At 62.5% G+C, this 13,222-nt stretch carries 9 protein-coding genes; 2 read left to right on the top strand and 7 right to left on the bottom strand.

Translation table 11 applies throughout. From position 1 onward, the window contains the following. The first annotated feature begins 320 nt into the window (after nt 1-320). Entirely contained in the window at nt 321-1,010 is a 690-nt protein-coding gene (locus tag F3J15_RS01630) for a response regulator transcription factor (protein WP_166886931.1), read from the top strand. Nucleotides 1,011-1,351: 341 nt separating this feature from the next. Here the strand turns inward: F3J15_RS01630 and F3J15_RS01625 are convergent, their stop codons facing one another. From F3J15_RS01625 to F3J15_RS01605, 5 genes are all read right to left on the bottom strand, one after another. Next, entirely contained in the window at nt 1,352-2,326 is a 975-nt protein-coding gene (locus F3J15_RS01625; protein WP_205190638.1) for a YCF48-related protein, read from the bottom strand. Nucleotides 2,327-2,342: 16 nt separating this feature from the next. Next, on the bottom strand, nt 2,343-4,742 hold the full coding sequence (locus F3J15_RS01620) for an MMPL family transporter (RefSeq protein ID WP_166886928.1): 2,400 nt from the start codon (nt 4,740-4,742) through the stop codon (nt 2,343-2,345). Between the two features lie 7 nt (nt 4,743-4,749). Then, nucleotides 4,750-6,456, bottom strand: coding sequence for a DUF1302 family protein (locus F3J15_RS01615; protein ID WP_166886925.1), 1,707 nt, complete (start codon nt 6,454-6,456; stop codon nt 4,750-4,752). A gap of 16 nt (nt 6,457-6,472) precedes the next feature. Beyond that, nucleotides 6,473-7,792: a DUF1329 domain-containing protein gene (locus tag F3J15_RS01610; protein WP_166886922.1), complete on the bottom strand. Its 1,320-nt coding sequence runs from the start codon at nt 7,790-7,792 to the stop codon at nt 6,473-6,475. A gap of 400 nt (nt 7,793-8,192) precedes the next feature. Next, nucleotides 8,193-9,173: an aminotransferase class IV gene (locus tag F3J15_RS01605; RefSeq protein WP_166886919.1), complete on the bottom strand. Its 981-nt coding sequence runs from the start codon at nt 9,171-9,173 to the stop codon at nt 8,193-8,195. Between the two features lie 566 nt (nt 9,174-9,739). Between F3J15_RS01605 and F3J15_RS01600 the strand changes: the two genes are divergently transcribed. Continuing rightward, nucleotides 9,740-11,200 carry an aldehyde dehydrogenase family protein gene (locus F3J15_RS01600; RefSeq protein ID WP_089449250.1) on the top strand — a complete coding sequence of 487 codons (1,461 nt, stop codon included), beginning with the start codon at nt 9,740-9,742 and terminating at the stop codon, nt 11,198-11,200. Between the two features lie 142 nt (nt 11,201-11,342). Here F3J15_RS01600 and F3J15_RS01595 read toward each other — a convergent pair whose 3' ends face one another. Next, nucleotides 11,343-11,942 carry a TetR/AcrR family transcriptional regulator gene (locus F3J15_RS01595; protein ID WP_166886915.1) on the bottom strand — a complete coding sequence of 200 codons (600 nt, stop codon included), beginning with the start codon at nt 11,940-11,942 and terminating at the stop codon, nt 11,343-11,345. A gap of 579 nt (nt 11,943-12,521) precedes the next feature. Further along, a complete protein-coding gene (locus F3J15_RS01590; RefSeq protein WP_089449252.1) occupies nt 12,522-13,151 on the bottom strand; it encodes a TetR/AcrR family transcriptional regulator in 630 nt (209 codons plus the stop codon). Nucleotides 13,152-13,222 lie beyond the last annotated feature (71 nt).

Genomic DNA, 13,222 nt, shown 5'->3' with positions numbered 1-13,222 from the left:
AGGCCGCCACCCGAGGTGCAGATGCCGGGTGGCGGCCTGTGTGCGTCAACAACCGGAGAAAGACCGGTGCCTGCTTCGCGGCGACGAGCCGCAGCCACCGACGAACCCATCAGCCGATCGACCTCGCTCGGCGTGAGGCCCGGTCCGGGTGCGGGAAATGTTCTTCACCCGCCGCTATCCCGACGGCTTCGGCGTGTGTCATGCCGAACGCCGTCTTCAATTCGACGAGCCATGCCCGTGAACGGGGACCCCTATGCGGCGCCTGAAACTGTCCGGAAGGTGTCTGCGTGCACGAAAGGCAACGACGCGGATATTCAATCATGAACTCGCTCATACTCATCGCGGATGACGCGCCGGAAATGTCGTCAACGCTCGATACCTGCCTGACTCGCAACGGGTTTCGAACATTCCAGACCAACCGCTCCCAGACCGTGCTGGGCACGCAACTGAACCTGAAGCCGGATCTGGTCATTCTCGACGTCCGTGAGCTGCGTGCGGATACCTTGGACCTGCTCGCCAGGCTTCGACGACAAAGCGATACCCCCATCGTCGTCATATCGGCATGTGACCTGGACAGGGCGCAGTTGCGCGCACTGCACGCCGGCGCCGACGACTACATCGTCAGGCCGTTCAACCCGGACGTGATCGTCGCGCGATTGCGCACGGTTCTTCGCCGCTCCGGTGCGCTCGCGCCCGAACGTCGTCTCCGGGTGGGCGCGCTCGAAGTCGATACGGAAAGCTATATGGCGTGCGTGAGAACGTCCTCCGGCGAAACGCCGGTTTCCGTGACACTCGTCGAATTCCGCCTGCTGGCTCACATGGCCAGGCTGCCGAATCGCGCATTTACGCGCATCGAATTGCTCAATGCGTGCATGGCAGACGTGAGCGCATCCACGCGCACCGTCGACAGCCACATGAGCCGGTTACGGAGAAAGCTGGCGGCCGCAGGGGCGTCGGGCATCGTGGAAAGCGTGCACGGCATCGGCTATCGACTTCGAAAATCCGGCTGACGGGGGAGGGCGTCGCTCGCGGTCGGAATCCGCTGTTCGTTGCGTGTGCATGCGGCGCGGACGTGTATGCAGCAGAGATGGGGGCAACGCGGGCCGATCGTCGGTTCCGAGCCGGTGCGGCGCCCGCGCAGATCATTGACCGTAACCGCCTGGCCCCGGCTTCCTGCGTGACACGGCGGTTCGTCCGTAAGCCGCTTCTTCTTCGAGTGATCCGTGTTCCCGGGGGACGGGAGAACTTGATTGCCGTTTGGCCCCACCGTCCATCCGAGGTCAGGCAGGTTTCGACACAGCGGGCCGCGATTCACGATCGCGGCCCGCTGCGCGAATCAGACATCCGACAGTTACTGCGCGATGACCCCGTCGCGAGAAAAGATCAGCCACTTGTCGCCAGTCGAGGGGAGCGCCGCAGTGTACGTCGTCCCGGCCTGGGTGCGCAGGCGCTGGAACGTCTTGCCATCATCGGTGCTTTGAGCCTGCAGCCCGTCGACCCCTACCGCCAGTACCGTGGAGCCTCGGGACGCAAGCGCGGTAATGGAATTCCTGGTGTCGAGCGTCGCGCGTGACCAGGTATGGCCGTTGTCCTCGCTTCGCATCAGCGTGCCGCGCAGCCCGCCGACCAGCAGCACACCGTCGGGCAGCGCCACGCCGCACCAGAACGACCCCTTGTAACCGGTCTCCACGCTTTCCCACGTGTTGCCCTTGTCCCTGGAAATCAGGAGCTGCCCCTTCTCGGCCGTGGCAAAGATCTCGCCATTGCCGTTCGAAAAAAGGCCGAACAGATTCAGGTCCGACTTCTTGCCGTTCGGGAGCACGGCTTCTTTTTTGGTCCAGGTCTTGCCGCCGTCATCGGTGACGAGGATGAGCGACCAGAGTCCGACGGCCACGCCGTGGTCGGCATCGATGAAGTGCACGCCGAACAGCGGGCGATCCTCGCTCGTCGCGAGACGTTGAACCTCCCACGTCTCGCCGCCGTCGATCGTCTTCAGGATCGCGCCCCAGTGGCCGACTGCCCACCCTGTCCTGGCGTCGATGAAACTGACCGACGTCAGCGTCGAGCTCACGGGCACGGACTTGGCCTGACGGTACGTCGCGCCGCGGTTGTCGGACAGCAGGATGATGCCGTTCGCGCCGACACTCACGACCCGCTGGCCGGCCCAGGTGGCATCCAGCACGGGGGACTGGGTCGCGATGCTGGACTGGACGGCCGGAACGGGCCGGAGTTCCGATGCGGACACCGCGCCTGGCATGCTGCCCAGCAGCGCGCCAAGGACGACGGCGCCGGCCGACAGGGAGAGAACCTTGCGATACAGGGTCATGGAATCCTCTTTTTCTTCAATGGGCGAGCAGGCCGGGGGCACGGGCGGGCTTGCGCCGCGGGAAGATGCGCTCGAGCCAGACGGCGAAGGCGGGCAGAACCGTCATGGCCATGACCATGTTGACGATGAACATGAACGCCAGCAGCTTGCCCATGTCCGCCTGGAACTTCAGCTCGGAGAACGACCAGGTGGCGACGCCGATCGCGAGCGTGATCGCCGTGAAGATGGTGGCCGTCCCGATCTCGAGGATCGATTGTTCGAGCGCCTTGACGATGCCGACGCCGTTGGCGAGATGCAGCTGCAGCCGGTTGTAGATATAGAACGCATAGTCGACGCCGATGCCCACCGCCAGCACCATCACGGGCAACGTGGCGACGGTCAGGCCGATCTGCAGCTCCTTCATGAACCAATACCCGATGAACGTGCCGATCGTCAGCGGCAGGCAGCAGGCGAGCACCGCGCGCAGGTCACGGTACGTGACGAGGACGAGCAGGACGATGGTCGTATAGACGTAAAGCATCATCGGCAATTCGCTGCGCTCGATTTCGTCGTTGACCGCGGCTAGCACGCCGGCATTGCCGGACGCGAGCCGGATCTTCACGCCCGGCAGCTTGTTCGTATCGCGGAAATGCTTCGCGGCGTTGATCACCTGGGTGATCGTGGTCGCCTTGTGGTCGGCCAGATAGATGTTCACCGCGGTCATGCTGCAGTCCTTGCGCATGACGCCGGGCGTGCGGGCCACCTCACCGGCCAGCGACGAATAGTTGTCGGGGTCGATGGGGATCGCGGACATCTTCGGATTGCCTTCGTTGTATCCCTCGTTGTATTGCCGCAGCAACGAGGAAAACGAAACGACCGACAATACGCCGGGGACGGCACGCATCGACCAGACGAAGCGGTCCTGGTAGGCGCCGACCTCCACGTTGTTGCAAGACTGGGGCGGCGCTTCGAAGACGATGGAAATCCAGTCCAGGCCGACGTCGTAGCTCGACGCAATCGACACCGAATCCTTGTTGAACCGGGCGTCGGCACGCAGCTCGGGCGCGCCGGCCTGCAGCGTGCCGACCACGCGGTCCCGACTTTCCCACGCCGCCACGCCGAACACCACGACGGCCGCCAGCAGGACGATCGCCGCATTGCGCGGAATGGCGACTTTTGCGAGCACGCGGAGCACGCGGCCACGACGGACGGCATGCAGTTCCGCATTCTTTGCATAATTGCCGTCGACCTTGAGCAACGACGCGGCGAGCGGCAGCATCACCAGGTTCGTGACGATCTTGTACGCCACGCCGAGCGAAGCGGTGATCGCGAGCTCGCGCACCATCGGGATCGGAATCAGGATCAGCGTGACGAAGGACACGAAAGCGGTCACCAGCGCGAGCGTGCCGGGAATCAGCAGCCCGCTGAAGCTGGATCGGGCGGCTTGCTCCACCGACTTCCCGTGGGAGATCTCGCGCACGATGAAATTGATCTGCTGGACGCCGTGTGACACGCCGATCGCGAACACCAGGAACGGAACCAGCACGCCCAACGGGTCGAGCCCGTAGCCGAGGAGATGCAGCGTGCCGAACTGCCAGACGAGCGAGACGAGCGAGCAGGTCAGCGGCAGGATCGTCAGGCGAACGGAGCGGCAGTACCAGTAGACGGCCAACGCGGTCAGGAGCAGGGCGATCGCGCAGAACTTCAGGACGGACGATGCGCCGTTTGCAATATCACCGATCTGTTTCGCGAAACCGATGATCTGGATTTCATAGTTCGCATCCTCGAACTTGGCGCGCAATTGCGATTCGAGCGCCTTGTCGAATGCCACGTAGTCGACCCGCTCACCCTTCGCATCCAGCTCGTTGAGATCGGCGGTGACCATTGCGCTGCTCTGGTCGCGCGACACGAGGCTGCCGACGAAGCCGCCCTGCGCGGTCGAGCGCGAAATGGCGCCGACCGTGTTGCCGTCGAGCTGATCGGGCGTCACGGTGCCGGGAATGAGCGGGTCGGCCCGGAATCCGTCTTCGGTGATCTCGTTGACGAATGAATTCGGAGTCCAGAGCGACTGGACGCTGCTGCGAGACACGTTCGGCAGGAAGGTGACCGCCTGGGTGACTTCATACAGGCGCTTCAACGCAGCCGGCGTCCAGATGCTGCCCTTGCGGGCCTTGACGACGACGATCAGACGGTTGGCGCCGAGCAGGTCACCGCGATACTCGTTGAACGTCTGCGTGTATTCGTGGCCCAGCGGAAGCTGCTTCTCGAACCCGGCATCCATGCGCAGCTTGACGGCGAAGCAGGCCATGACGACCGTGAAAAGAACCAGAAGCCCCAGCACGAGACGCCTGTGACCGAACAGCGTATTTTCCAGCGAATGAAGAATTCTTAGCAGCTTGCTGGGTCGGGCTGCGTCGGAAACAGGCGTTTGATTCATATTGACCTCAGAAATTTCGAGATGCGACGATTGCCACGAAGTCTCGGTCACGTAGCGGGTTGGCGAGCGGGTTGGTCGGGCCCATGAAGCGGGTGTAGTTCAAGGCGACCTGCCAGTTCGCCGGGTTCTGTATGAAGTTCACATACAGGTTCATGGCCGTCACGCCGCGCATGAACTGGGCATTCACGTTCGGCGTATTGCCGAAGAGGCCGTATCGGACGAATATCCCCGGATTGACCTGCCACCCGGGAATGACTGTGCCGTCGTAAACCCAGTTGAAGTCGACGTCGATCCCGCCGGAGTATTTCGTGCCCTGGGCGCTACCCGGAGAGTTGAGTGCGCCGCTCGCGAACAGGTCGTTGAATTCGTTCCCCCACAGAAGCGCGCCAGGCGAAATCGGCGACCCGCCGTAGCTCTTGTGAAGCCCCGGATAAGCAATGATCACCGTCTCGGTCGTCAGCGTGGCGGTCTGGGCGCCGAGCAGCTTCAGGAATGCTGCGGAATTGCCGGGCTGCAGCGAGTAGAGGGTCGTCAGGTGCCACTGGAATCGCTTCTCGTCGACCCAGCAGTTCCCCCCTTGCGCGACGCATCCGCTGGCCGGATTCAGGGGAACGGCATCTCGCGGCCGGTACGAGAGTTCGGTACCGATCGCCCAGTCGCCCACGGGGAAGTTGGCGCTGACACCGATCATGTGACGGTCTTCCGGAAATCGGAAGACCGTCCCGCCCGTCGAACTCAGCGAGACTTGCGGGAACTTGTCGTGGTACGCGATCGTGTAGAAGCCGAGATTCAGGTCCGTTCCCGCCGGCTGGTAGCGAATGGAAAAACCATACTGCCCGCCGTTCTTCGGATGGATGGTCGAGACGCCGTACGTGTTGTTGCCGGGCCCGACGATCTGATTCGACCAATAGCTGCCAACCGGCGGAAGGTAATTCTGGTTCCAGTTGCTCTGGTAGTACCCTTCGACGTTCACGCCGTGCCCGACGCCGGATGCGACACTCACGATCGGCGCGGGCAGGATGATCTCCTTGACCTGCGCCCCGGGTTGCGACGCGCGATTCACGTCGATCGCGTTCGTCGCATTGACCCCGCCGATTTCCCAGATGCTTTCGCCCCAGCTGACCACCTGGTTACCCACACGGACGCGGGCAATTTGGTCGCCTACGTTGAACTGCTTGCTGACCCACAGGTCGAGCAGGCGTGGCTTGAAGCGGATGTTCTTCTCGGCATCGGACGGGAGCCCGCCGCTCAGGCTGGGGGCAGGGTTGTAGAACAGGTCCTGTCCGCTGGTTGCGCCTGTCGTGCGGGTACCGGAGTAGTCGTATTGCCAGGTGCCGCGCGCCATGAACGTGAGCCCTTGCGACGGCATCTTCAGGACCAGCTCGTGGTTGCCCTTGAGATAGCTCGTGAACGGATCTCCCTTGCCGTAGTTGATGTCGCCCTGATCGGAGAGGCCGCTCAACTGACCGAGCCGGCCGCCACCGGTCTGCGCACCGGTGGCCACGTTGTAGGTCGGCGAGACGAGATTGCTGCTCGGCGACGCCGTTCGAATGCCGACGCCCGCCGATATCGTCGAATCGAAACTGCCTTCGACGTTGCCGATCGTGAACGTGAACGCTTGCGCGCCGCCGCACCCGACGGCGACGAGCGCCGCGATCGCCGCGCGCACGAACACCACGCTGGAGCGGGGCTGTAATGAGGAGGTGGTAGCCATTTTGTTTCGGCCCCTGTCAACGCTCGCTCAACGCGCGGAGATTATCGGCGTTGTAGAAGCTCGGCTTGTAGTGTTGGTCCGCCGACGAGTCGACCGACCACTTCGCGTCCCGTCCGGCCGCGAGCATCGAACCGTCCACGAGGTACCGGCCGTCGACGAGGTTGTATTGAGCGAATGCGAGCGTGTCGCAGCTCCCCGTTTCGTACACCGGAATGATGTAACCCTCGCGGACCTTCGAGATGTTGCCCTGCGCGTCGTAGTCCACCGCGCCGAGGTAGCTCCAGCTGTCTTCGTCGACGTAGAACAGGCGCTTGGGCGCGGTATGGCGCATCCCCTGCTTGACCGTGGCTTCCACGACCCACACGCGATGGAGTTCGTAGCGACGCTTCGCCGGGTTCACGAAGTCGGGGCCGTAGGCATCTTCAAATTTTTCCGAGAAGTCGTACATGCCGAGATCGTTGTACGTCACGACCATTTCCTTCTTGCCGAGCAGCTTCCACGAGAACCGGTCCGTCTGTCCGGAGAAGACCAGCGCTTCATCCATGTTGTACTGGTTGTCGAAGCCGATCTGCGGCGCATCGTATGCATACGACGGCATGCGACGGGTGCGGCGCTGCCCCGGGAAGTAGTAGAAGACTTCCGTCGGCTTGCCGGCGTAGGTCGTAAAGATCGCGGCCTGGCCGGCAATCGCCGCCGGGGACTTGTACGCGTAGTAGGCGTTGCCTTCGACCTGGTTGACCTTCGCGAACGTCGTGCCGGCCTTGTCGCCCCACGGCTGGTAGATCCACGCGTCGGACACGTTCTTGATCCAGTCGGACGCGCCCTTGCGCGGGGAGACGACGGTGATGATGTCGCGCATCTCGACGCCGGCGCCGCGGTAGTGCACCTTCGCGTTCCACATCACTTCCGCGCCGGTCTTGGGCGCAGGGAACGGGTAGCCGGGCAGGTGCGCATCGGCGAGTTCCGATCCGTCAGCCGACATCTTGGCGAAGCCCGCGTTGTTCTTCGTGTTCTCCGCGACGAAATCGGGGACGCCGCACGTGCGCCGGGACGGATAGACCGGCATCGTGAAGCCCTTCAGGTTCTTCAGCAGCGCAATCTGGCCCGGGTTGAGCTTGTCCGCGTACTTGTCGACATTGCTGGCGTCGATCGTATACAGCGGCTTGTCGGATTTGTATTTGAAGAAATCCGCGCGGCGCTTGCCGTAACTCCAGCCCGCCCCGACGTTGCCCACGGGAGCCCAGGCGGGAATGCCGCTCGCGGTGCCGGCGACTTCGGCGCCCGATGGCGTATGTGACGAATCCGTACCTTCCGCAAGCGCACCGGTCAAAGACATCGCGACTGCGGAAGCGATGACGGACAATTTCGCTGCCGATCGGATGAGCGAAGCAGATTTCTTGAAAGCATGAGTCTTGACCACGGCTATCTCCTTGACCTTGACCAGGTGACGTGCGCCCGCCAAAGGGTTGTGCATAGGTGAAAACGGATGAAGGTACCGATAGTCCTGCCCGTTTGTTAGCTATGCGAAATGAATGAGGGTGCGTTTTGCTTTGATTTGGTGAATCGGCGAACCCCAGGTCATTGCTGTCACGCTGGCGTTCGTGTTGTCCGGCTGCCTGACGGCGTGCCGGACGGTATGGCTGATACCTGCAGCTATTGGGCGCCCGACGAAGCAGGATGCGGCTTGTCAGGCAGGACCTGCTCCGTACGCGCGCCGCTGTTGAGCGACTTCCGGCTTATGCCGGGACCGACGAGAAGTATTCAGCCGGCTGAGCGTGCCATCCTGCCCAGCGCTTCTCCCAGTAGAGGTTGTGAATCTTCTCGGAGATCGGGCCGGGGCCTTTGTGGTTGCCAAGCGGTTGGTCGTCCACTGCGCTGACGGGCATGATCCCGCCCGCCGACGACGAGGTGAATGCTTCGTCGGCCTCGCGCAGCTGGGTCGCGGTGTACTTGCCGATGTTCACCTTGATGCCGAGCTCGGCGGCGATATCGAAGACGCTCTGGCGCGTGATGCCCAGCAGGCAGCCTTCCGCGGGGGTGTAGAGCTCCCCGTTCTTGACGAAGAAGACGTTCGCACCGGCTGCCTCGGTGAGGTTGTCATGTTCGTCCACGAGAACCGCCCAGTCCTTCTCCTGCGTCATGGCTTCGAAGAGCGCGAGCTTCATGTCCATCCAGTGGAAGTTCTTCGCCGTGGGATCGACCGCCTTCGCGGAAATGCGGTTGTACCGCTTGCTGATCAGCAGGTTCGAGCCGCGCGTGCGGACCTCGTCGTCGGCCTGGAAGAAGAACGGCACGGCAAACGCGAACATCGCGTTCTTCATTGCGCTGCGGTCGCGGCGGTCGACGCTCAGCGGGCCGCGGGTGACGCACCACCAGACATACGCGTCCTTCAGGCCGGCGTTGCGCACGAGATTGTGGAGAATTTCCCGGACCTGGTCGCGATTGAACGGATTCTCGAGGAAGAACTTCGCCGACGACTCTTCCATGCGCGCGAGGTGATCGTCGAGCCGAAAGAAGTTGCCGCGGGAGACGGTGACGACATCGTAGGCCGCGTCGGCATGCAGGAATCCCGCGTCGACGAGCGGGACGGTCGCTTCGGTGATGGGGACGTATTTCCCGTCACAGAAGGCACTGCCGTCTTCATAGCGGGGTTCATGCGGAGCGCGAGCATGCAGCGGGTTCTCGTGCATGATCTGCTGGACTTGAATGATTGCCATGGTAATTACCCTTCGCTCCCGAGGGAGAGTTGTCGTTCGATGTTGACGTCAAAAGCGACCGGATCGCGGTGCGCTTCTTTGCGGATTGCTTACTGCCTGCCGATCCGGCGTGAAGTCTGCCATATGACTTGATCAAATGACCGTGTAGTAGAAAGTATTGCTCGAAAAATTCCTTGTCGATGAAGGTTAACCCTCTGTGATGCGTGGCTGGATACTCGAGCGGCGAGCAGACCCGTGTTTGCCGGCCGTGATGGTCGAATGTCCGTTCCGGTAGACCAAACCGATCCGCCTGAGGAAAGTGGCTTCGGCGTGGTGCGCGCTTCGCCGGAAGCCGACTCGTGGTCCCGTCTCCATCATCATCCGGTCACACCCACTGCAGATGCTTTGTAGCAGCATGACTGTTCGTTTCCTGAAGCGTCTTCCTTCGGCGTGCCGGTGGCAATACTGATTATTACTGAGTCGCGTGACTTGGCCAAATGATCAAAAAAGACGATAGTATGAATCTTCCCGGGCGATCCAGAAGGCTGAAGACTCGCCCTCGATACCAACTGACATGGAGCGAGCAGATGCCGATTTTCGAAGCAGACCATCTCCGCAGGGCGTTCATTGGCGGCCGCTGGGTGGAGCCGGTGAACGGTGGCATTGAGCACGACATCATCAATCCGGCGACCGGCGAAGTCTCCGGCGTGTTGCTGTTCTCTGATGAAGCCGATGTGAACCTGGCCGCGGAGGCGGCGCGCGACGCCTTCGCGGCATTCTCGAGCACGCCCCTCGTCGAGCGGCTCGCGCTGCTCGAGCGCGTGATCGGCGTATACACCGAGCGGTTGCAGGATATGGCGGACGCCATCACGCTCGAGATGGGTGCGCCGATGGACGCCATTTCTCGCCCGCTTCAGGCGGCGTTGGGGCTCTGGCACCTCCATACGACCCTGGAAGTTGCGAAGCAGTATCCGTTCGAACGAACCCAGGGCACGTCGCGGATCGTGAAGGAGCCGGTAGGGGTGTGCGGGTTGATTACACCGTGGAACTGGCCGATGAACCAGGTCATGTGCAAGGTGGCGCCGGCGCTGGTGGCGGGTTGCACGATCGTGTTGAAGCCGAGTCAGAATGCGCCGTATTCAGCCATCGTTCTCGCCGAGATCCTCGAGAAGGCCGGCGTCCCTCCCGGCGTATTCAATCTCGTGCAGGGCTCCGGGCAGCGCCTGGGCAGGGCAATCGCGTCCAGCCCGCTCTTCGACATGGTGTCGCTGACGGGTTCGACGAGCGCGGGCGTGGAGGTCGCTCAGGCCGCCGCGACGACGATCAAGCGGGTGACGCTGGAGCTGGGCGGAAAGTCGGCGAACATCATTCTGGACAGCGAAAACTTTCAGCAGGGCGTCACGCATGGCGTGCTCCAGATGATGGCCAACTCCGGCCAGACGTGCACCGCGCCCTCGCGCATGCTGGTGCCGGCGCATCGGCTCGAGGAGGCGGAGCAGATCGCAGTTGCCGCATGCGGGCAGGTCGTCGTCGGCGATCCGCGCGATCCCGGTACGACCATGGGGCCGATGGCGAACCAGCGCCAGCATCGAAAGGTGCAGGAGATGATCCAGACGGGGATCGACGAAGGTGCGGTGCTCGTGTCGGGTGGGCTCGGCAATCCCGCCGGGCTTGAACGAGGCTACTACGTCAAGCCGACGGTCTTCAGCCGCGTGAACAATCGCATGAAGATCGCAACCGAGGAGATTTTCGGCCCCGTCTTGGTGATCATCCCCTATCAGGACGAATCGGACGCTGTCGCCATTGCCAACGACTCGCCGTACGGATTGTCCGGCTACGTCTATGGCGACTCGATCGAACAGTCGGAGCGAGTCGCCAGAAAGTTGCGGACCGGGATGGTGCATCTGAACGGCGCACCCGTCGATATCGCGGCGCCGTTCGGTGGGTACAAGCAGTCCGGTAACGGGCGAGAGTGGGGTTACGCCGGCATCGAGGAGTTCCTGGAGACGAAGTCGATGTTCGGCGCGGCGCCGGGCGCCGCCAGCTAGCGGGAATCGACGACGGGCGCCCGGCGGTCCGCGGACGTCCGTCTACGGAAAGGCGGCAAGATCGAAGCCAGCCATGAGGCGTCGTGCGGATGGGCTTCGTCGTGTTGCCGGCGATGGGTGCAATGACATGCCGCGGCGACGCTCAAGCCTGTACCGTCGAGTTCGAGAGGGAGGTGGCAAACGCCTCCAGCGCTGAGCTTGCGCTGTCCAGGTTCGCCCTGAGCTGGCGCATATTCGTGTCTCCGTGCCAACTGTTCAGCAATCCGTCGATCAGGATGATGCTCATTCTGGCGATGGATTCGATCGCGTCATGGTTGACTTGCGGCGCGCACTTGCCGAGGTAAGCGATCGTTCGCTCGATGGTCTGGACATAGGTTTTCAACGCGAACTCGGGGCGATGACGCTCGGCCCACTGGATCAGTTCAGACTGTGCCCGGGCGTACGAAGGATGCTGCACGAGCCATTCGACCATCTTGCGCAGCTGCCATCCGGCGAGTTCGCCGAAAGAATGAAATTCCTTGTCAGCGGGGGCATTCGCCGCGAGAAGGTCGAACAGGGATTCGTAAACCGCGTCGAACAGATCGTCCTTGGTATGGAATACATAATGCAGCGACGCCAGGGGGCAGCTTGCGGCTTCAGCGATTCGCCGCGTGGTAGCTCCAGCGACGCCGTGCGCGGCGATGACTTCAACGGCAGCGTCAACAAAATCTTGTCGCCGCAACGCAGCGCGAACTCTTGTCATTGGTAAACTCCGGTACCCGAAAATCCTCTTCCGTTCACGTCAGACACAGGTGTAGTGTTTATCCGTGATACATGGTCAAGTGACCATAACGCTCGTGAATTATGTCGGCTTCTTGAAAGTTTGTCCATGAATGGGCCGGGCCACGGGTGCCCTGAATCTTCAGTTCGCTTGTTTCAGCTGATTCTGGAAAATGCGATCGGTTGACTTGATCATTTGATCGGTCAACGTTAAGCAGACAGAGAGGCGCTGTCGATGGAGGTAAACCCGTGAGCGCGAGCACTGCGACGTAAGACCGGGGGCTGCCTGTCGGGAGCGTCGGGTTTCCGTGCGAATGGAAGCAAGGTGCTTGGCTGCAGCCGGTGTGGATTCTCGGTGGTGCCGGTTACTTCACGTCGCACGTGTCGCGGTCGAACGCGAACGAGGGTTCCTGAAAGCACCTTCGAGCAGAGCGTGTGCGCAGGGCGGCGCATGGTTGAGATTGCAACGTCATGCGCCGCGAGCCGTGCGGTCATTTGAAGCGGCGACGCTGCCGCTGTGAGGGCACCGGGGGGCCTGTGCCTCCGCGCAGGTGGCAGCGGTTCAGTGCTTCCGTACTGACTTGCGAGGGGGCTTGGCGGCAGGGCGGGCATCCGACAGTGTCGCCGCGTAGGCGGCCAGCATCTTGCAGGCGTGGTCGACATCGACGGCCAGACGCTTCGAATCTTCCTGGGCAAACCACGAGAAGAGCAGGCCGTCGATCAGGACGATGGTCAGCCGCGCGATGGCGTCCAGCGCCTTGGCATCTGCACGGGGCTCGGCGGTGGCCAGGTTGCTGCGGGCACCTTCCTGGGAGATGCGAAGGGCGCCGACGGCCATGTCGGGCTGATGCCTGAGCGCCCATGTGTACAACTCCGACTGGGTCTTCGCGTAGGTCGGGTTGGCTTCGAACCAGGTCATGACGGAGCGCAGGTTGAACTCCGCCAGGTCCGACAGGGTGCCGTGCTCCGGAGCCTCGGGGCTATCCGAGCGGATCAGGTCGATCAGTGACTCGTAGACGGCGAACAACAGCTCGTCCTTTGAGTGAAAGACGTAGTGCAGGGAAGCCAGTGGGCATCCTGCAGCCTCGGCGATGCGGCGGGTCGTGGCACCCTTCACACCGTGCTCGGCAATCACCGCGACAGTCGCCGCCACGAGGTCCTGGCGGCGGACTTCAGCCCGTACTCTCTGCATAGGCCAGCGCTCCGTTTTGTGTCTTCGTCCAAAGGCGCTACCCGTGCAGGGTAGTCGAATCCTCGGATATT

The organism is Burkholderia sp. Ap-955 (assembly GCF_011753045.1).
GTDB classification, from domain to species: domain Bacteria; phylum Pseudomonadota; class Gammaproteobacteria; order Burkholderiales; family Burkholderiaceae; genus Burkholderia; species Burkholderia lata_D.
This window is presented reverse-complemented; position numbering and strand designations above follow the sequence as displayed.

What these genes read in the sequence shown, in the direction of transcription:
- F3J15_RS01615 (WP_166886925.1), bottom strand. Translation starts at nt 6,456, where the DNA reads ATGGCTACCACCTCCTCATTACAGCCCCGCTCCAGCGTGGTGTTCGTG.
- F3J15_RS01630 (WP_166886931.1), top strand. Translation starts at nt 321, where the DNA reads ATGAACTCGCTCATACTCATCGCGGATGACGCGCCGGAAATGTCGTCA.
- F3J15_RS01620 (WP_166886928.1), bottom strand. Translation starts at nt 4,742, where the DNA reads ATGAATCAAACGCCTGTTTCCGACGCAGCCCGACCCAGCAAGCTGCTA.
- F3J15_RS01605 (WP_166886919.1), bottom strand. Translation starts at nt 9,173, where the DNA reads ATGGCAATCATTCAAGTCCAGCAGATCATGCACGAGAACCCGCTGCAT.
- F3J15_RS01595 (WP_166886915.1), bottom strand. Translation starts at nt 11,942, where the DNA reads ATGACAAGAGTTCGCGCTGCGTTGCGGCGACAAGATTTTGTTGACGCT.
- F3J15_RS01600 (WP_089449250.1), top strand. Translation starts at nt 9,740, where the DNA reads ATGCCGATTTTCGAAGCAGACCATCTCCGCAGGGCGTTCATTGGCGGC.
- F3J15_RS01610 (WP_166886922.1), bottom strand. Translation starts at nt 7,792, where the DNA reads ATGTCTTTGACCGGTGCGCTTGCGGAAGGTACGGATTCGTCACATACG.
- F3J15_RS01625 (WP_205190638.1), bottom strand. Translation starts at nt 2,326, where the DNA reads ATGACCCTGTATCGCAAGGTTCTCTCCCTGTCGGCCGGCGCCGTCGTC.
- F3J15_RS01590 (WP_089449252.1), bottom strand. Translation starts at nt 13,151, where the DNA reads ATGCAGAGAGTACGGGCTGAAGTCCGCCGCCAGGACCTCGTGGCGGCG.